This is a genomic window from Flavobacterium sp. DSR2-3-3 (assembly GCF_049896585.1).
GTDB lineage: Bacteria > Bacteroidota > Bacteroidia > Flavobacteriales > Flavobacteriaceae > Flavobacterium.
In genome coordinates this window covers 192,480-214,567 of record NZ_JAFCUP010000003.1, presented here as the reverse complement: position 1 = coordinate 214,567, position 22,088 = coordinate 192,480, and the positions used below count along the sequence as shown (strand labels likewise).

Here is a 22,088-nt window from a genome sequence, read left to right as displayed (position 1 = left end):
ATAAACTTGTTTTAAGGTTAATTTTTAAGGTTAATTTTAAAAAGCATATTCTACTTTTCCGCTATACTCAATGGTTTTTTCTCCAAACAACCTTTCAGCATCAATTCCCCTTTTTATACATTCGTTAACTAGTATATTAGATTCGATAATAGGTCTGGACTCATCTGTATATTTAATTGAACTAATAAATACCAGCCATGGCTCTAATCCCATTGCGTAAACAAATACATTTCGAGGATTAAAAATATCAACAAGCGATAGTCCCTGGTCACTATCACATCCGGCTAATCTTCGTGATAAATCTTTGTCGCGATCTAATTTCTCAGGCATTAAAGGTCCGTAAAGCCATGAAAGAGGAGCTCCTTCGCATTCCATACCTAAAAATAAAACATCAACATCTCCTATAACATCATGAACTCTTTGATATATTTTAGACTCAATATTGCACGAATCAGCTGTAAATAAAATTTTCAAATCATTATGCAATGCAATATGATAACACAGCTTACTTCTAATATCAATATCTGAATGCTCTCCTAAAAACGGAAGTCCTGTAATGGCACAACCTTCCATCTCAATGTTTTCCATTTCGTCTAACTGGATAACATTATTAAACCCAATAGCGTTGAACATCATTTTTATACTTGGATCCTGTAAATTTCCTTTTCCGTTACTTGGCACGATGATATGCTTAATTCTATGTCTTAATTGCAATAATGTTTCAAGTAAAATATGATCCTGATGGTTGTGCGTTATTAACACATAATCAATTTGTTCCGGCAAATCACTAATGGTATACCTGTTGACTTCTTTTTCATAACCGTCATAGCTGATAACAGGATCAACCAGAATAGAAATTTCATTTGTTTCCACTAAAACACATGCATGTCCAAAATATCTTGTTCTAACGCCAGTACCATCATATTTTTTAAACTTAGGCGGCGCTTCTTTTGTGAAAAATTGCTGAAACAATCCTTCCTGTTCAGTACTTATGCCTAAAAGATTTTTTATGGTATCATAATCATTGGGCGTCTCTTTCATTTTAAAGAGTTCATCGATAACACTTGATCTGAATGGTATGTCTAAATGAATCAAATTATCATCATTTAATCTTGGCGTACTTAGAACGAAAGAGCGTGAATCATCAGCCTCAACTAATTGTAATGAAATAGATTGAGCCGTTTCATCGTAATATTTACTTTTATACAATAAATATTCAAAAAACCTGAAATTTGCGTTATTGTTCAAGTCATAATACAACTCAACAAAACCTTTTAGAACATGAGGAACTTTAGCGTATAACTCGTTTAGGGAATATCCTTTTGCTTCTCTTTTTAATATGCCGTTCAGCTCAATAATTGCTTCTCTTAACTCCAGTAAATCTGCTCTTTTTGCTAAAGTTTCTTCATATAAAAACTTTATTTCGTCAACTCTTTTCCCCTTATAATCTATAAATGGACCTCCTAACATTTTAGGATTTTCAACGGCTGCAGCATGTACATTAGGATTCTTTATATAGGATTCCATAATTTTTAAATGCCTGTCTTTTATATTCATTGCCGCAGTTGCAGGTGATATAACGTGTGACCATGCGTACCATTTATCAACTAATGATTCAATTGCTACATTTAATTTCAAGTAATATTCATTTTTATTAAGTTCCATTTTAATTCGATTTTATAGTTTATGTTAAATAATTATTTTATCAGATATGTTTTCCTCGTTCAACTGGTGTTCGTACCATGTTTTATTTGATATTTCCTGAGCAATAGCTTTAATTGTAGGGTTGTAAAAAAACACTTCCAGATCTATTTTTGCATCTAGCATTTTATTAATTCCTCCAATTATCATCATTGCCTTAATACTATTTCCGCCTAAAGCGAAAAAGTTATCATTGACCCCAATTTTGTCAATATCTAAAACCCTGTTCCAGATTTCAAATACCCTCAATTCTTCCGAAGTACCTGGAGCTACGTATTCTTCTCTTATTATGTCATATTCTTCAACATCAGGAAGAGATTTTCTATCTACTTTGTCGTTTGTTGTTAAAGGAATAGAGTCTAATTGCACATAATAACTAGGTATCATGTAATCTGGTAATATTTTACTCAGGTTTGCCGGCAATTCTCTTTTATCCAATTCAACTTCAGAAACATAATAGGCTACTAAATATTTTTCGCCTTTAATTTCTTTGACAATTACAACAGATTGCTTAACTCCTTCTTGTGAAGAAAGATGCTTTTCGATTTCTCCTAATTCTATTCTGAATCCACGAATCTTTACTTGTCCGTCTACCCTTCCAATAAATTGAATATTACCATCCGGTAACCAACGAGCGAGATCGCCTGTTTTATACATTTTTTGACCTGACAGAAATGGATTTTCAATAAATTTTTCATTCGTTAAAGCAATATTGTTCCAATATCCTGTAGAGATTCCGTCACCGGAAATACACAGTTCTCCAATTACGCCAATAGGCTGAACATTTAATTCATTATTTAAAATGTATACCTGAACATTTGAAATTGGTTTACCTATCGGAATGTTTTTATTGAATTTTGACTGACAATCATAATAAGTAGCTACTACTGTATTTTCGGTAGGACCATAATTGTTGTAAATCTTCAGATCACTTTCTTTTGAATAAACTAAAGCTTCTCCTCCTGTCAATAATTTGGTTTCTAATCCATATACATTTTCTTCTATTAAATCCTGACAAATTTTTGACGGAATATAAGAGTGCGTTATCTGGTTCGTTTTCAAAAATGCAATCAGGTTGTCGAGCTGAAATCTCACCTCATCCTTTTGAATAGGAAACAATGCAGCACCAGAAATGAGGTAAGGGAAAATTTCCCAAACAGAAGCATCAAAAGCCACTCCTGCAAACAAAGTACCTCGACTTTGAGCACTAACCTCATACACATCGTTATGCCAGAAACATAAATTAACCAAGCTTTTGTTAGTAATCATTACGCCTTTTGGAACGCCTGTAGAGCCCGAAGTGTAAATTACATACGCTAAGTCTTCACTTGATCTTTCAATAGTTGGCACTTGTGTTGGCAAAGTTTCTTTTGCGTTATTGAAATCACTTATAAATTGCTCGTCTATTATCAGTCTGGCTTTTGTTTCGTCAAGAATAGTATTGATTCTGTTTTCCGGATAATTAATATCTACAGGAACATAAGCTGCTCCGGTTTTTAATACTGCCAAGATGGATACAATCAAATATTCGCTTCTTTCCAGTTTGATTGCTACTAATTCTCCTCTTTCTATTTGCAGATTCGTAAGAAGGAAATTGGACATTTTGCCTACCAAATCATCCAATTTCCTATACGTTAGGTTACAGTCGTTAAAAGATATCGCAATATTATCAGGAGTTTCTTTAACCTGTTCTTCAAATAATTCTATTATTGTTTTATCCTTTGGAAATTCAAGTCCGGTATCATTAAAATCAAATAATATCTTTTGCTTTTCCTCTTCTGTCACATAGTCGATTTCTCCTAATTTTACTTCATCATCTTTAGTAAATTGCTCTACTATTTTTAAAAAATGATGCGAAAGAGTTTCTATAGATTCTTCATCAAAAACCCCTGAATTGTAACTAAAATCAACCTTTAATTCAACATTAGATGGATTTACAATTATTGTAAAATCGTAATTTGTCTGTTCAAAAGTTTTTACCTCCTCTACGCTTATCCTTTGTTTATCCTGTTCTTCAACACTATTTTCATTAGCTTCTTTAACAAAATAATTTTCGAATACCATTAAATTTTTTATCATTTCTCCTCCTAATGTACTTTGAGACTGAACGTCGGATAAATTCATGTAATGATGTGAAACACTTTTTATTGCTTCAGATTGAATTTGTTTCAATAATGATTTTGGCGTATCATCATTTATGTATTGCAGCCTTACCGGTATGGTATTTATAAATAAACCTACCATATCTTCAACTCCTGATAATTCACCAGGGCGACCTGAAACCACTGATCCAAAAACTACATCTTGCGTATTATTATATCTTGACAATAAATAACCCCATGCACCTTGCATAAACGTATTAGGGGTTATACCAATTTCTTGACATAATTGCGTAACTTTTTGATATAGTTCGTCTTTTATTTCAAAATTCCAATGTTTAACTTCGAATTTTGTTGATTGTTCTTTCTTTAAAGGAATATCTATAATTGTTTCCAGTCCATCTAAATAATTTTTCCAGTACTCTAATGATTCTTCTTTATCTACTTTTGACAACCATTTTATGTACTCAGAATATTTTATTGGGTTAGGGAGATTGATTAACTTATCTGTAGAAATAGATTGCAGGATATTTCCAAAATCATTAATCAAAATACTCATACACCAGCCATCCATCAAAATATGATGATGACTCCACATAAATATATATTGGCCAGCTTCCAGTTCTAAAACTTTCAATCTCATCAAAGATGGTTCTTCAAAATCAAATCCGATTTCTCTATCTTCTGTCTTCTTTCTTTCTATCCAATCTTCAATAGTCTCATTTTCATTTTTTGTTATTTTTTCATATGAGAAATTGCCTTCTACAGATTTGTATACAACTTGTAATGGTAATTCTGATAAATTATTTCTAAAGGCTGTTCTCAAAACAGAATATCTGGAAATTAATTCATTAAAAGCCTTTTTAACAGATTCAATAGACAAACCTTCTGCATTCAAACTATAAGACATTTGCTCAAAATACATGTGGCTGGAATTATCTATTAACCAATGATAATACAAACCTTGCTGAAGCGGAGATAACTCATAAATATCTTCAACATTATTATCTTTATTTATTTGAAGTAATTCTTCAAAAGATAAATTCCTATAAGTTAGATCTGAAGGGGATAACTGAGATTGTTTTATCTCTGAAACCTCTGTAATAAGTTCCCTCAGTTTATTTTCATAAACATACATTAGTTTATCTATGGTTTCTTTTGAATATTTTTCACCGGAATAACCTATCGAAATATTCAACTCTCCTGCGACCATCATACCTGAAATATCAAGTAAAATAGTGCTCTGCGAATTATTGACATCTACAGAAGATCCCATGTTTTCTGAAGTAAATTCGAATATGCCTTCATCTCCTGATCCTCCTGCATTTGAGCCAAAATCTCCCAGATAATTGAATTGGATGCTTGGAACTAAAGAAGACTCAAACGGTGTGTCCAGATAATTTAAAATACCGTAACCAATACCTTTATTTGGAATTTTACGTAAAGATTCCTTTACCGAAACTAATGCATGATCTCCTGAAACATCTAGGATAAACGGATAAATACTTGTAAACCAGCCCACGGTACGGCCAATATCAACTCCGTCAATGATTTCCTCACGACCATGACCTTCCATTTTTACGGCAGTTTTGCTAACATCAAAAACTTCCTGAATTGCTAACCCTAATCCTGTCAATAAAACATCATTTATCTCTGTATTATAGATATTATGAACCTGAGTTTGTAATTTGTCTGTTAACGTTTTATCTAATAGAAAACCACTTCTTTTATCTATTGTTACGGTTGTTGATTCTGGATTATAATCTGAAGATAATTGCGGAATTGACTCTTTCGAAATTTCTTCCCAATACCCTCTTTCTGCCTGCATTTCTTTCCCTTTTGCAAAATCTTTCTGTAAGGAAGCCCATCGTTTAAATGAATCTGTTTTTGCCGGTAATTTAGCTTCGTTTTCTGATTTATAGGAAGAATATAAGTTTGATAAATCCTCTAATAAAATACGCCACGACACGCCATCAATAACTAAATGGTGAATGATTAATACCAGACGATCTCCATCAGACATTCTAAAATGTCCTACATGAAATAAATCTCCTGAACCAATATCAAATGTTGACTGTAACTCATTCCCTATTGTATTTAAAGCTGTTAATTCATCAGCGTCTTCTGTTAAATCATAAAAATTAATTTTATAATGAATTCCTGAAGTGTTTTTATTAAACTGACTCCATCTGTTATCGATATGTTTATAGACCATTCTCAATGCATCATGATGCGTCACTAACGAATCAATAGAACTATTTAATACTGACGGTTCAAGTGCTTCTTTGCTTTTTAATATTACCGCCTGGTTGTAATAATTCTTATTTGGTATTGTTTCGCTCTCAAAAAAGTAACGTTGAATTGGAGTTAATGCAGCTTCACCTTCTACTTCTTTCTGGTCAATAACATTTGTAGTTACTACAATAAATCTGGCAAGATCTTCTAATACAGGATTTCTCAATATTTGATCAATCTTCAATGTATAGCCAAGTTGTCTTAGACGAGAAATTATAAGTATGGATTTTATAGAGTCTCCTCCTAAATTATAAAAACTGTCTTTGACCCCAATTTTTTCATACTTCAATATATCTGACCATACTGAGGCTAATACTTTTTCCTCTTCACTACGCGGCGCAACATATTCTGTTTTTATTAAATCATTTTCTTCAACATTTGGAAGTAATTTTCTATCGACTTTACCATTTCCTGTTAACGGAATTGCATCCATTGCAACAAAGAAATTCGGAACCATGTAATCCGGTAAACGCTGTTGTAAATAATGACGAAGTGATGATTTATCAACATCAACATCAGACACATAATAAGCAACCAGATATTCATTGCCATTTACGTCACAAACATCTACTACAAACTGTTTTATTTCAGAGGAATAACTTAACAAAACGGTTTCTATTTCTCCAAGTTCGATACGATGACCTCTAATTTTTACCTGATTATCTTTTCTGCCAATATATTCTATGTTTCCATCTGGCAGCCATCTTCCAAGATCTCCTGTTTTATAAAGTCTGCCTTCTGTTTTAAACGGATTCGATATAAACTTTTCCTCAGTTAAATCCGGACGATTCAAATATCCTCTTGCCAAACCTGAACCTCCTACGTGAATTTCACCAATAACTCCTACCGGAACTATATTTTTAAATTCATCTAAAATCAAACAACTCAGTGTTGGTATAGGTTTACCGATATTTGATTGCCCTAAATCTATTTCATTCTTTCCTATTTCCTTGTATGTAACGTGAACCGTAGTTTCTGTAATACCATACATGTTTATCAATTTTGGTTCGGGATATTTATTGAACCAACTTGACAACATAACAGGATTTAAAGCTTCTCCTCCAAAAATTACATACCTTAATTTAACATCTCGTTTTTGGCAAAGTTTATCACATTCTATAAAATTATAAAATGCAGGAGGAGTCTGGTTTAATACCGTTACAGATTCATTATATACTAATTCTAAAAATTCCGGAGTATTTTGGGCTAATGCTTTTGGGATTACTATTAATTTACCTCCATAAAGCAATGCACCATAAATTTCCCATACAGAAAAATCAAAACTATAGGAATGGAACATTGTCCAAACATCATTTTCATTAAAATCAAACAAAGGTTTATCTGTAAAAAATAATCGAACAACATTTTTATGTTCTAATAATGATCCTTTAGGATTACCTGTTGTACCTGATGTATATATTACATAAGCTAAATTATCAGGACTGATTTTTTTATTGACATTAACGTTTAGGTAATTATTTTTTTCTGAATAAAAGTTTTCTAATTCATTTTCATCAATTATAACTTTACAATTGCTATCCTTTTCAATATATTCTTTTCTGCTTTCAGGATAACTTGGATCTATAGGCACATAAGCTCCTCCAGACTTTAAAACACCTAAAATAGAAACAATTAATTGCTCACTTCTTTCTAACTTTATTCCCAATAAATCATCAGGTTGAATATCATATTTATCTGCCAGATAATTTCCTAATTGATTTGCTTGCTCGTTAAGTTCTCTGTATGTTAATTTTTTACCTTCAAAAACAAGAGCAATATTATCAGGAGTTTTCAAAACCTGCTCTTCAAATAAATCTACGATCGTTTTATACTCAGGGTATTCAACTTTATCATCATTAAAATCAAATAATATCAGGTTTTTTTCTTCCTCTGATAAATAATCAGCGGCTTGAATCTCTTTCTCCGGTTCATCTATCAGTATTGAAAGTAATCTTTCAAAATGAACAAATATTTTTTCTATAAAAATTTTATCGTAGATATCTGTATTATATTCAATACCAAATAACAAACTCTCCGTTTCCATAAAGGCAAAGATCAAATCAAATTGAGCTTTTTTATGAATTACTTCCTGCTCATTAATTTCAAGTCCAATCAATTTATCATTGTTAGAAGTATTTAGTTTCGACTGGCTTTGCAAAACGACCATAATATCAAACAAAGCTGATCTGCTGCTATCTCGTTTTAATTCAAGTTTGTCTACCAATTCATCAAACGGATAACCCTGATGCTCATAACCACTCAGGATTACTTCTTTTTGATGGCTTAATAAATCTAAGAAATTGAAATCTTTGTATATTTGTGTACGGAAAGCCAATGTATTAATGTAAATTCCAATTTGATTTTCTAAATCAGAATGTTCTCTTCCGGCAATTGGAGAGCCTATAATAATATCCTGTTGTCCTGTATATCGGTTTAATAAAGCATTCACACCAGACATTAATGTCATAAATAAAGTGACATCATTTTTTTGAGAAAAAGCGGTTAGTTTTTCTGCAAATTCTTTGGAGAATTCATAACTAAGGTATTTTCCATTATAAGTCTTCACCAACGGACGTTTGTTAAATCCTGGTAATTCCATTACAGGAAGTGAACCTGAGAATTGATTTAACCAATACGTTTCTGATGTTTTATAATGTTGCTGTTGCGCTTCCTGGCTTAACCATCCTGCATAATCTTTATACTGGATTCTAAGTTCCGGTAAGTTTACTTCTTCTGACTGAACCAAAGAATTATAAATTGTTACCATTTCTCTATACAAAACTACAGATGACCAGCCATCTCCAATTATATGGTGCATTGTCATGAAGAAAACATATTCCTGATCTCCTGATTTTATCACCGAAACACGAAGTAATGGTGCTTTTTCTAAATTGAATGAAATCGCGTTTTCTTTTACCAGATAAGCTTCTATAGCTGTTTCTTTATCAGTATTTAAACTGAAATCATTATAGTTAAGGCTAAAATCCAAATCATCCATTGAAGTGATAAACTGACGTGCCTGACCGTTTTCATCCAATTTAAAAGAAGTTCTCAAAGCTTCATGTCTGTTGATTAAGAAACTGAAAGATTCTTCTAATTTTAATACATCTAATTCTCCTTTGAATTTAAGAGGCATCGATAGATTATAGGCTAACGCTGCATCTCCAACCTGACTCAATACCCAAAATCTACGTTGTGAAGCCGTTAAAGGATAAGAATTTTGTAATGCTAATTTTTCAATTGGAATGTATTGTGCTTCTTTTAATTGATTGGACAAGGATAAAATAGTTGGATTTTCAAAGAATGTTTTTACCGAAGTATTTAAACCTAATTCTTTTTTAATCCTGTTAATGGTTCTAACTGCTAACAAACTATGACCTCCTAATTCGAAGAAATTATCTGTTGTTCCTATCTTGTCAACTTTTAATACTTCCTGCCAGATAACAGCCAATTTTTCTTCGGTCTCATTTTGTGGTGCAACATATTCTTTTGTCGCTAAGTCTTCTAATGTGACAGTTGGAAGTTGGTTTTTGTCAATTTTACCATTTTTAGTTAATGGAAAACTTGACATATGAATGAATGCCGATGGAATCATATATTTTGGAAGCTTTTTTAAAAGTTGCTCTTCCATAAAAGCTTTATTAATTTCAGAATCAGAAACATAATATAAAACGATCATTTGCTTATCTGTATGAGCAATCGCTTTAACACTCTTAACTCCTTTAACCTCAGCAGTAATATTTTCTATCGCATCTAATTCAATTCTATGTCCCAGTATTTTAACCTGATTGTCATTTCTGCCTATGAATTCCATAGTTCCGTTGGGCATATATCTTCCCAAGTCGCCTGTTTTATATATTCTTTCCTGTTTTGTGATTCCTTCTATCGGACCTTTCAGAAAAGCTTCTTTTGTACGTTTTTCATCATTAAAATAACCTCTTCCTACGCAAGGACTTGCCAGATAGATTTCTCCCTTAACTCCAACAGGAACTCTTTTTCTGTTTCCATCCAGAATATGAACTTCAAAATTTTGTATTGGTTGTTTCATTACCGGAACAGAATAGCTTTTAGGAACATCGTGCATAATAAAATGCGACATATCATCTGAAACTTCTGTAGCTCCATAAGTATTTACAATCGGTATATTTGCATAGGCATCCAACCACCTTTTAACCATCCCTTTGGTTAAGGTCTCAGCATTTAAGATCAATATATCCAGAGTCAATGCTACTTTTTCGTCTTCACCTTCTATATAATTTAGCATTTCCAGTAAATAGGAAGGTACTAGTTCTAACAGTGTAACTTTATTTTCAGCAATACAGGTTACAAATTCATTTATCTCCAGAATTGTATTTTCATCGTATATTATACTGGTACCACCAGCTACTAATGGTGCAAAAAATTGCCAGACTGAGATGTCAAAAGTATGAGGTGCATTTTGAGCAACCACACTGTCCTGGTTTATACCCATTTCTGTAATTTTAGCCAAAATATGATTTAACATTCCATAATGTTCAATCATGGCACCTTTTGGTTTACCGGTAGATCCGCTGGTATAAATTACATACGCAAGATCCTCTGCTCCAATGATTACACTTAAAGGAAGGTCTGATAAATCTTTTATGAACTGATCAATAGCATTTAAATCAATTACCGGAATTTCAATAGATAATCCTCTTAATTGCTTTACAACGTTAGCATCATCTGTAATTACGGCTTTCAGGTTTGAATTCTCAATAATATGCTGAAGTGCATCATCACCCAGATTTGTTGCAACTGGTACATAAGCGCTTCCGGTTTTCCAGACAGAAAAGATTCCGCTAACCATATTGATAGATCTGGACAACATTATACCAAAAAGATCGTCTTCGCCGGCTGAAAACTCATTTTGAATATATCGCGCCAGTTTATTGGTCTGTTGATCTAATTGTTTGTATGTAATTGTTTGGTTATTGTTGGAAATTGCAATTTTATCGCTTTGGTTCTCGCATTGTTCAACAAGCAATTCAACAATATTTTTATCTAATGAAAAATTAGTTTCCCACTGATTTACCTGATTTAAAACACTTTGTTCTTTATCTCCCTTAAATTCTAAATTACTTATAGGTTCATATAAATTTTGAAGTGTTTCATTCAGTAATTTATTAAAATTATCACCAAAAATATACAATAGCTCATTATCGATAATTTCTCCTTTACAGATTATTTCCAGTGATGGCAAATTGCTTTTAAAATCAAAAACAAACAGCGTTTTTACAATATTACGAATATCGCTGCTTGTTTCTTTTATAGTTATTCCAAATGAAATTTTATTTTTGAAGTCTTCAAAGTTTAAAAAAGAATCTTTAAAAATTTCCAGATCAAAATTATTATCCAGTGATTCCAGTAAAGTATCTTTACTGGCTGAGAAAAGGCTTTTGAAATTTTCAGCCTTATCCAATTGATGTTGTAAAACAAAAAGCTGGTTATGGCTTTCTGCATACTCCTCAAATTGGGATAAAGGCGAAATGAAAAGAGAAGTTTCCTCATATTTATGAAGTAAAATACTTAACGCACAGCAATAAAAGTTATATATCAGGATATCAGATCCGTTACATATTTCTTGTATTTTCTGTAGATCTTTTATCTCCAGATGTAATTTTACATGAGATCCGTTCTCTTCATTTTTTAAATGTACTCCTTCAAAAAATGTATTTGAAGTAGCATTTTTATTTTCATTTAAAAAACGATTTAAAAATTCTTCTGTTTTAGCTTTCTTAAGACTCAATATTTTCATAGCTCAGTGTAGTTTTTTTAATTTCAGACATTACTTCTTTTAAACATTGTTTTAAAACATCAACGATTTCATCTAATTGTCCCTCATTGATTACCAATGGTGGCGAAATTTGAATATGATCTCCTAAAACACCATCAACAGAACCTCTTCCAGGATATAAAACAACTCCTTTTTGAATTGCTTTTTCTCCTATTTTTTTTGAAATAGCCACAGAAACCGGGAATGGTTCTTTTGTATATTGATTTTGTACAAGTTCAATACCGCATAATAAACCAACACCTCGAACGTCGCCTACGATTTCGAATTCCTTCAATACTTCTAGTTTTTTAAGAAACAGATTGCCCATTTTTTGAGCATTTGCAATAATATTTTCTCTTTCTAAAATGTCCATTACCGTATTTCCAACAGCGCAGCCAACCGGATTACAGGCAAAAGTATACCCGCCCAAAAATGGTGTTTTTGTATCTATAAAAGCTTGTGCAACATATGCTGATGCAATTACTGCTGACAAAGGAAAATAACCACCGCTCATTCCCTTTCCTGATGCAATGATATCCGGTACAACATCAAAATTATCCATACCGAAATTTTTACCAGTTCTTCCAAAACCTGTTAAGATTTCATCTGTTATAAATAAGATTCCGTATTTTTTACAGATTCTCGAAATCCCGGCAAAATAATTTGCAGGAGGCGGAACTGCTCCCATAGCAGAAGCAATAACCGGTTCAGCGATAAATGCCGCTATAGATTCCGGTCCTTCTTCGACTATAGTTGTTTCAAATTCCACAAGTAAATTTTGAACAAATTCTTCTTCGCTTAGTCCTGCGGGTTTTCTGTAATTATAAGCCGGTGAAATGTGAGGAAAATTATTAAGCCATTGGCTGTATAACTCACGTCTTATTTTCATTCCTCCAACATCAAGCATAAAAACAGAATTACCATGATAAGTATTCCATCTTGAAATGATTTTATAACGACTAAAATCTCCTCTTATCTGATGAAATTGCAAGGCCAGTTTAACGGCACTTTCTACTGCTTCCGTCCCACTCATAACCGTCCACGCTTTGCTAAATCCTGCCGGAGCAAAAGAAACAAGGCGGTCTAAGTAATTTTCGACTACTTCTGAGTTAAAAGCGTGTGTTGGTAAAACAGATATTTTAGAAACCTGTTGGTAAATTACATCTGCGATTTCGCTTCGGCCATGTCCTATATTCGAAACTGCGGACGATCCTGATGAAGCATCTAAATATTTTTTGCCGCTTTGGTCGTATATATAGACCCCTTTACCGTACTCAATTTTAGGATAAACTTTATTCATATCCGGGCATACTGCCATAGAATGTATTAATGACTTAATCATATCGTTTTATATTTAATGGTTAATTAATATTGCTGTTTTTTAAGATTGGCAAGATTTAGCTAGAAGTTTTCTTCCAGTACAATTTTGTTTTTTGTTTCTTGCTTTTTGTTTTGTAAATCAAAACGAATACTGCTCGTACTGAACTCTTTAAACAGCTCCTGATTATCTATAATCTGATTGATGACCGTGTTGAATCTTTCTATAAAAAGCATAATTTGATTTTTATCATACTTACTGTTATCATACATAAAAACACAGGTAACACCGGATTCGTTATCGTAAAAATCGAATGACATATCATATATAATGCTCACCTCATCTGTAAAAATCGCGTTTGCTATAAACTCTTTTTCTTCTGTTTTTTCGGAATACAAAGCATCTGTATGAGCATGATTATTATGATAATTATATTTTATGCCAAAAACCGTTTCGCTATGATTATAAAAAGTATTGGCTGCTTTTTCGGCTATTTGAAAACCTGCAAAAAGATTATCTTCTATCGTTGTTATCTCACAGTTTAGCCCTTTGTAAACATCCTGTAGCAATTGTTCATTATTAATACGGGTAACAATTGGGAAATAAAGATTGTTCCATTCATTAGGTCTTTCTTCTGGGAAAGAAACGCTCAGGGCAACCAGCTCATTATCAATATATTTTCGGATCGTAATTTTTAATAAGAATAATAATGATGTAAAAAGGCTGCTGTTATTAGATATTGAGAATTTTTTAAGTCGCTTTTTCAGTTTGTTATCGATGCTAAATTGAAACTGAGATCCTGATTTTTCTGATTTTTCTAATTTACCTAATACTTGTTTCTCAAAAGGAAATACAACGGTTGGAATTTCATTTTTAAACAAGTTTTTCCAGTAATTAGCCAATAGTATTTCTTTTTTATCTTTTTGAGAAAGGAATTCTATAGCTGCCAATTTTGTTTCCGGCTTTGCTATTAGTTCTGAAACCAATTTCTCAAAATGAATAAATATTTTTTCTATGAATGATTTTTCATAAATATCTGTATTGTAATTGATGTCGAGATACAAAGCTTCATTGTCTGAAAAACGGAATGACAAATCAAACTGAGATGTTTTATCGTTTGATTCATAAGGTGCGATGCATAGATCTACCAGTTTTTCTTCTTCAAATTTATTTAACTTTGCCTGATTGTGTAAAACAACCACTATATCAAACAGCAACGACCTACTCGTGTCTCTTTTCAGTTGCAACTTGTTAATTAGTTCATCAAATGGGTAAACCTGATGTTCAAAGGCTTCTAAAATTACCTCCTTTTCATGAACCAGCAGTTGCACGAAATTGTATTCCTTATCTGTTCTGGTTCTTAAAGCCAAAGTGTTCAGGTAAAGTCCAATTTGATTTTCTAAATCAGGATGTTCTCTTCCCGCTACAGGAGTTCCAATAATAATATCATCCTGACCTGTATACCTGCTTAACAGCGTGTTGATTCCTGCTGTTAAAACCATAAATAAGGAAACATTATTTTGATTGGAAAAATCATTTAATTTCTTTGTAAACACTTCTGAAAACTCATAGCCTAAATTATCCCCATTATACGTTTTTAATAAAGGTCTTTTTTTTGACCCTGGCAATTCTAATACCGGAAGCTTTCCTGAAAATTGGTTTAACCAGTATTGCTCTGAGATTTTATATCCGTCTTTTTGAACTTCGCTGTTAAGCCATGTGGCATAATCTTTATATTGAATTCTCAGTTCAGGCAAATCTACTTTTCTATCCTGAACAAGAGAATTATAAATAGATACGACTTCACCCACTAACAATTCCGAAGACCATCCATCTCCAATAATGTGATGCATTGATATAAAGAATACAAATTTACCTTCTCCTACCTTAATCAATGAAGTACGCACAAGAGGGGCATTTTCTAAATCAAATCTAATAGCGTTTTCTTTCAAAACATAAGCAGCTACATCTTCTTCTGTTGATTCATTAAGACTAAAATCAACATAATTAATGCTAAAATCCAAATCTTCAATTGGCACTATAAATTGTCTTAATTCTTCTTCTTCATTTAACTTAAAATATGTCCTTAAGCTCTCGTGTCTGTCCATAAGAAAAGTAAAAGACTCTTTATACTTTGGAATTATCAAATCACCTTCAAGTCTAAACACGGTTGACATGTTATAAGCCAGCGAAGCATCTTCAAATTGACTTATTAACCAAAACATATTTTGTGAAGGAGTTACTGGATAGGATTCCGATTCTATTACTTTTTCAATAAAAAAAGACTCCGATTTTTTATCTTTTAACTGCTCCGATAAAGCCTCTATTGTCGGATTTTCAAAAAATGTTTTTACAGATATGTTTAATCCTAATTCTTTTTTAATCTGATTAATAATCCTAACAACCAATAAACTATGCCCTCCTAAATTAAAGAAATTGTCTGTTATCCCTATTATGCCCACTTTCAGTATTTCCTGCCAGATTTGGGCTAATTTTTCTTCCGTTTTATTTCTTGGTGCTACATATTCTTTTCGGATAATATCTTTTTCAGATATTTCAGGTAATGCTTTTCTGTTTATTTTTCCATTAGAAGTTAAAGGCAAACTCTCTAATTCTACATAATGAGACGGAATCATATATTCCGGTAATACGGCAAAGAGATTCGACTGAATTTCATTTTTATCCAGATGTGTTTCAGAAACATAGTAAGCTGCCAAGAACTTTTCTCCGTCTTTTTGCTTCACCACTACAACTGACTGGCTTATGCCTGGAATTAAAGAAAGATTTCTTCCTATTTCTCCTAATTCAATACGGTGTCCTCTTATTTTTACCTGATCGTCAAATCGTCCTTTATATTCTATACTACCGTCCGGACGCTGGATTACTTTATCTCCGGTTTTATAAAGTTTTTTGCCGGTTTTAAGGAAAGTGTCATCTACAAATTGTGCTTCTGTTAATTCTGCATTATTCAGATAACCGTTTGATACACCATCTCCGCCAATGACTAATTCTCCTTCAACTCCTACAGGACAAAGCAAAAAGTTTTTATCTGCAACAAATAAATTTGTGTTTGAAAAAGCTTTTCCAATCGGAATGCGATCGTATGAATTCTTCAGCTCCACTACATGAAGCAATTTTCCTATCGTTGTTTCAGTAGGTCCGTAATGGTTAACAATTGTTATATCCGGTTTTCTGGTTTTGATTTGCTCTACAACATCAATTGTAAGCTCTTCTCCTCCAAAAATAATCATCTTGTTAGGCGATTGTCCTTTTAGGTTTAACGATTTCCAAAAACTTGGTACAATTTTTATACAATCGATACTATTATTTTCAAAATAGTTTTCGATGTAGTTTACATCTATTAAACTGTCTTTAGAAAATAAATGCAACACTTTTCCGGTAAGCAAAGAACCATATAACACTGTATTTCCTAAATCTGTAGCGATGGTAGACATCAGGGCAAAAGAGTCATTATTACTGATTTGAATCTTCGCTGATAAACCAAAAACATAATCGTTTATATTTTGATGACTAACCAGTACACCTTTTGGATTTCCGGTAGAACCTGAAGTATAAATTACATAAGCATTGTCTGAAATCGCTACTTTTTCATGAGTTATGTCAAAAATATTTCCAGATGCTTCAATTTCATCCAATACTATTAAATCGACATCAATTTCATTAAATATAAGAGCATCAATACTGTTTGTAATTACTGTTTTGGCATTGGCATCCTGAATGATAAAATTGATTCTTTCTATTGGATAATCAGAATCTACTGGAACATACACTACTCCTGTTTTTAATATTCCCAATATTCCTGCAATTGCTTTTTCCAGATGACTGTTGAAACAAATTACAACCTTATCTCCTTTTTTTATTTTTCTTTCAAAAAGCTGTGCTGCTACTGAATTTACCTGATTATACAATTCACCATAAGAAACTTTTTTACCTTCAAATACAACTGCCGTCGCATGAGGATTATTAGTTACCTGTTCTTCAAACAGATCAACAATAGTTTTGTCTTTTGGATACTCTACTGCTGAGTCGTTATAATCAAATAACAATTGATTTTTTTCAGTTTCTGTCAGGTAATCTGCTTTATCAATAGCAACAGCAGGCTGAGATATAAGCTGTGTTAACAGATTTTCGAAATGAGGAAATATTCTCTGTACCAAGAACTGATCATAAATATCTGTATTATAAGTAATTGAAAGATTTAAATTTTCTGTTTCGACGAAAGTAAATGTCAAATCAAACTTTGAAAAATTATTTTCAAAATCTACTGATTCTATTTTTATACCGCTTAATTCTTCTGTTGTATCCAGGTTTGTAACTTGGTTTTGGTTTTGCAATACCACTAAAACATCAAACAAAAATGAGCGGCTGTTATCCTGTTGCAGGCTTAATTTCCACACTAATTCATCTAAAGGATAATTTTGATGCTCGTAAGAATCCAGTAATAATTGTCTTTCTTTTGTCAATAAAGAAGCAAAACTTTCGTTCTCATCAAATTTTGTGCGAATGGCAACTGTATTCAAGTAAGGACCTATCTGATTTTCCAGACTCGGGTGTTCTCTTCCGGCAACAGGCGTTCCCACAATAATATCATCCTGTCCTGAATATCTGGCTAATAGTGTATTTATTCCGGCCATTAAGGTCATGAATAAAGTAACATTTTGGGTTTCTGAAAATAATTTTAATTTTTTGGTAAATGCTGCTGAATAAACATGTTCTATCTTATTACCATTATTGGTTTTCGTTAAAGGGCGCTTTTTAAAACTCGGTAATTCCAATGCAGGCAATTCTCCTGAAAACTGGTCAAGCCAATAGGTTTCAGAAACTTTATTTTTTTCTGTATGTGTTTCATTTTGTGACCACAACACATAATCTTTAAATTGAACACTTAAATCCGATAATTCTGATTTTTCGTTATTCAAAAAGCTGTTGTAGGTATTTATTATTTCTTTAAACAAGATCAATGACGACCATCCATCTCCAATAATATGATGCATTGTAAAGAAAAATACATGCTCATTTTCATTTACTTTAATTAAATAAGCTCTTACAAGAGGTGATTTTTCCAGATTAAATGGTTTTGCATTTAAGCTGATCAGATATGGTTTTATTTCTTCTAATGAATTACTATTTGTAAAATCCTTCTCGATAATATCAAATACTACTTCATTTGCTGGTTTGATATATTGGTGAACTTCCCCTTCTTGATTGGTCTTGAAAGAAGTTCGTAAAATTTCATGACGTTCAATTATAGTTCTAAAAGAGTCATTAAATTTTAAAGTGTCTATTGCTCCTTTAAAAAGAAAAGCGTTAGGCATATTATAAGCAACAGAACTGCTTTCAATTTGTGACAAAACCCACATTCTATATTGCGTAGAAGATAAATCATAATATTCCTGAGTATCTGCTTTGGCAATTTGCTCAAAAATTGATTTTTTTGATTCTGCGATTAGTTTTGCCTGTTCTTTTAAAACAGCATTGCTGAACAAATCAAAAATGCTAAGCTCGACATCAAATTTTTGCTGAATTCTAAGTCTTAACTGGATCAGCTTAATACTGTTTCCTCCTAAAAACAGATAATTGTCATCTAACCTGATGCGTTCTACATTTAATATTTCTTTCCAGATCTGGATTAGTTTTTTCTCTGTTTCATTGGCTTCATTTTCGTCTGTAGGTTCGTTACTGCGGGCTTTTAATGTATCGTCAATTATTTTTTTCAAAACAACCGGATCAATTTTACCATTCGCATTAATTGGCACCTCATCAAGAGCTATAAAACGAGAAGGAATTTCATATTGTGATAAATATTCCAGACAATGTTTACGAATTTCATTTTCATCAATACTGGCTGATTTGTAAAAACATACTAAAATAACACTGAGTAAATCCTGTTGATAAGTCAGGCATTTTACCATGCCCACTTCTTTTAACTTCAATATGGTCTGCTCAATTGTATTAATGTCAATTCGAACTCCGTTGATTTTTACAAGCCCATCTTCCCTTCCGGTAACAAAAGTGTTTCTTTGAGCGTCGTACTTTCCGTAATCCCCTGTTTTATAAATAATATCTGTTGAAGCAGTTAACGGATTTTGAATAAATTTCTCTGTCGTAAGCTCCGGGTTTTTATAATATCCTTTTGTTAAAAATGGAGTTTTTATGTAAATACTTCCAACTTCGCCAATTTTGCAAAGTTTATTTTCTTTATTTAAAATTAGTATTACGGTGTTTGATATAGGTTGTCCAACACAAAACACATCTGATAATTCTCCCTGAAATTCCGGTTCTATTCTATAAAATGTGCTAAGTATTGTGGCTTCTGTAGTTCCGTAAAAATTGATAATTTCCGTGTTGCAGCCATGGCATTCTCTCCAGTTTACAACATCTTTCTGGTACAGTTTTTCTCCAGCCAATAATATATATTTCAAATCCGGAAAAGAAAGATTATTGATTTTTCCTTCAGAATAAGTACTCAAAATTCTAAACAATGTTGGTACCATATGTAGTACCGTAACCTTATAATTTCTGATCCAGTTTTGCAATTGGATAATATCTTCTTTCGTTTCAGAATTAATCAGGCAAAGCGTGCTTCCGTTAATTAATGCCATAAAAATAGCCTGGATAGATGCATCAAATGAGAACGAAGGCAGTAAACCAACTTTATCAGATTCTTTTATACCCAGTTCTTTACATTCCCAGTGTACAAAATGACCAAGGCTTTTATGACATCCTAGAACTGCTTTAGGATTTCCGGTTGAGCCTGATGTAAAATAAATATAATTAGAATCATTATCTTCTAATTGAATCTCCGGATTTTCATCAGACAAATGTCCTTTACGTGTAATATCTACGTAAGCTTCATTTGTATGTTTGTATAATTTATGATTTAACGTTCCGTGGCTATCAATTGATAATGTGATGATGAATGGAATATTATATTCGAAAGAATCACTAAATTGGAAAAGTAAAGTTAGATCTTCTGAGGCTGTGATAAAAACTTTGGGTTGTATTGTCTGATACAATTCCTCCCAATGGTTTCTTTTATACTTTTTGTCAATTGGTAAATATATGGCGCCAGACTTGAATGCACCAAGTAATGAGATTACCTGTAGTCTCGGATCAGAGAAATACACAGTCGCTATATCATTTTTTGAAATTTCTGTGTTTAGCAAAAGATGGGCAAGCTTATTTGAATATTGATTTAGTTCGCCATATGATATATTTCCTTTATCACCTTGTAAAGCAATATTGTTACCCTGATTTTCTACTATATTTTCAAACACGGTGTGAATGATCTTTTTATTCATATGTATATAATTTAATTATTAAAGAAACCCTGTTACACAACTCTGAAATGCCGTTTCTATTAAATCACCTAAATATTTACCAATAGATTTTATTCAAAAATAGCAGTAACATCCATCTGGATATTACGGATTTTTCGTAAAAAAATTACGGGCTTTTAAATACTACAGATATGGGAGAAAGTATATAACGAGAGATTTAGTGTATTGAAAATACCTGAAGTTGTGCACGATTAGCGATGTCCGGAATTTTGAATATAAAGAAAGGGTTCAACTTTAGTTAAAAAGTCAAACCCTTATTTTTCAATTAATGTATGTTTAGATTTGTTAGTAAATACTAACTCTGGATCTGCAAATAAAAGGTGCACATTAAGTTAAGCTACATTTTTGTAATTAATTTGATTGTTAAATTCTTCAATAGTTGCATAATTCAAAGCAGAATGTCTCCTTTTTCTGTTGTACCAAATTTCAATGTATTCAAAGATTTCCAGTTTCATTTGTTCTTTAGAAATCAGTTTGTTTCCATAAATCAATTCAGTTTTAAAGGATTTAAAAAAGCTTTCCGCTACTGCATTGTCCCAACAATTTCCTTTGCGGCTCATACTACGGGTTATTTTTTTATAGGAATCAAGAACATTTACAAACTTTTTGCTGGCATATTGAACACCTCTGTCGGAATGAAAAATCAAACCTTCCTCAATATTTCGGTTTTTAACCGCCATTTTCCAAGCCTTAAGCGAGGTTTCATCTGTACTCATTCCATCGCTTAAACTCCAACCTATGATTTTTCTATCGTACAAATCCATAATAGTTGTCAGGTATACAAATCCCTCTTTGGTTTGAATATAGGTGATATCAGAAACCCAAGCTTTTGAAGGTGTTTTTACAATAAACCCTCTGTTTAATATATTTTCAACGATTAAATAATTATGATTTGAGTTGGTCGTTACTTTGAATTTCTTGCTTAATTTACTTCGTAAACCTAGCTGTTTCATATATTTTGCTACTGTAATTCTTGAAATTTTATAACCAATACTCCAAAGTTCTAAGGTTATTCTAGGACTTCCGTATCGTTGTTTGGATTCAAAATAAATCAATGTTATCTTTTCTTTTATGGTGATTTTTCGTTGCTGTCTTGCAGTGATTGTTTGTTTTTTCCATCGGTAATAACTGCCACTACTCACTTGTAGAACTTTGCACATTTTTTCAATCGGGAATACTTGTTCATTGTTTTTAATGAAACCATAAATCATCGACCGCTCTTGGAAAAAATGCCGATTGCTTTTTTTAATATATCACGCTCTAACTCGGCATCTTTGAGTCTTTTCTCCAATTCGTAAATTTTTTCTTGTTCAGGACTTAGTTTTAAATTCCCTTTTCCAGGAAAACTTCCCTCTCCAAACTCCTCGAACTCTTTGCGCCATTTGTACAACTGTGGTGCTGTTACTCCCAGCTCTCTGGCCAGTTCTGATACGTTGGTTCTCTCATAACTCAATTGGACGGCTTTTTCTTTGAAAGCTTTGTCATAAACTTTGCGGACTTGTTTCATAGGTTAAAATTAA

Annotated in this window: 6 protein-coding genes; all 6 read right to left on the bottom strand. The window is 32.3% G+C overall.

Annotated features, from left to right (window positions below; all coding sequences use genetic code 11):
• Positions 1-36 precede the first annotated feature (36 nt).
• The 6 genes from ACP7AQ_RS05785 to ACP7AQ_RS05760 all read right to left on the bottom strand — a co-directional run bounded on the left by ACP7AQ_RS05785 (position 37) and on the right by ACP7AQ_RS05760 (position 22,075).
• On the bottom strand, positions 37-1,665 hold the full coding sequence (locus ACP7AQ_RS05785; RefSeq protein WP_426094746.1) for an MBL fold metallo-hydrolase: 1,629 nt from the start codon (positions 1,663-1,665) through the stop codon (positions 37-39).
• A 24-nt stretch (positions 1,666-1,689) separates the two neighbouring features.
• Positions 1,690-11,871 (bottom strand): amino acid adenylation domain-containing protein, encoded by a 10,182-nt coding sequence (locus ACP7AQ_RS05780; protein WP_426094745.1) that lies wholly within the window; start codon positions 11,869-11,871, stop codon positions 1,690-1,692.
• A complete protein-coding gene (locus ACP7AQ_RS05775) occupies positions 11,852-13,231 on the bottom strand; it encodes an aspartate aminotransferase family protein (protein ID WP_426094744.1) in 1,380 nt (459 codons plus the stop codon). The genes ACP7AQ_RS05780 and ACP7AQ_RS05775 overlap by 20 nt, the downstream gene beginning before the upstream one ends.
• Positions 13,232-13,290: 59 nt before the next feature.
• Entirely contained in the window at positions 13,291-20,529 is a 7,239-nt protein-coding gene (locus ACP7AQ_RS05770) for an amino acid adenylation domain-containing protein (RefSeq protein ID WP_426094743.1), read from the bottom strand.
• Between the two features lie 371 nt (positions 20,530-20,900).
• Positions 20,901-21,779 (bottom strand): IS3 family transposase, encoded by an 879-nt coding sequence (locus tag ACP7AQ_RS05765; RefSeq protein WP_426094742.1) that lies wholly within the window; start codon positions 21,777-21,779, stop codon positions 20,901-20,903.
• Positions 21,776-22,075: a transposase gene (locus ACP7AQ_RS05760; protein ID WP_426094741.1), complete on the bottom strand. Its 300-nt coding sequence runs from the start codon at positions 22,073-22,075 to the stop codon at positions 21,776-21,778. The genes ACP7AQ_RS05765 and ACP7AQ_RS05760 overlap by 4 nt, the downstream gene beginning before the upstream one ends.
• Positions 22,076-22,088: the final 13 nt, after the last annotated feature.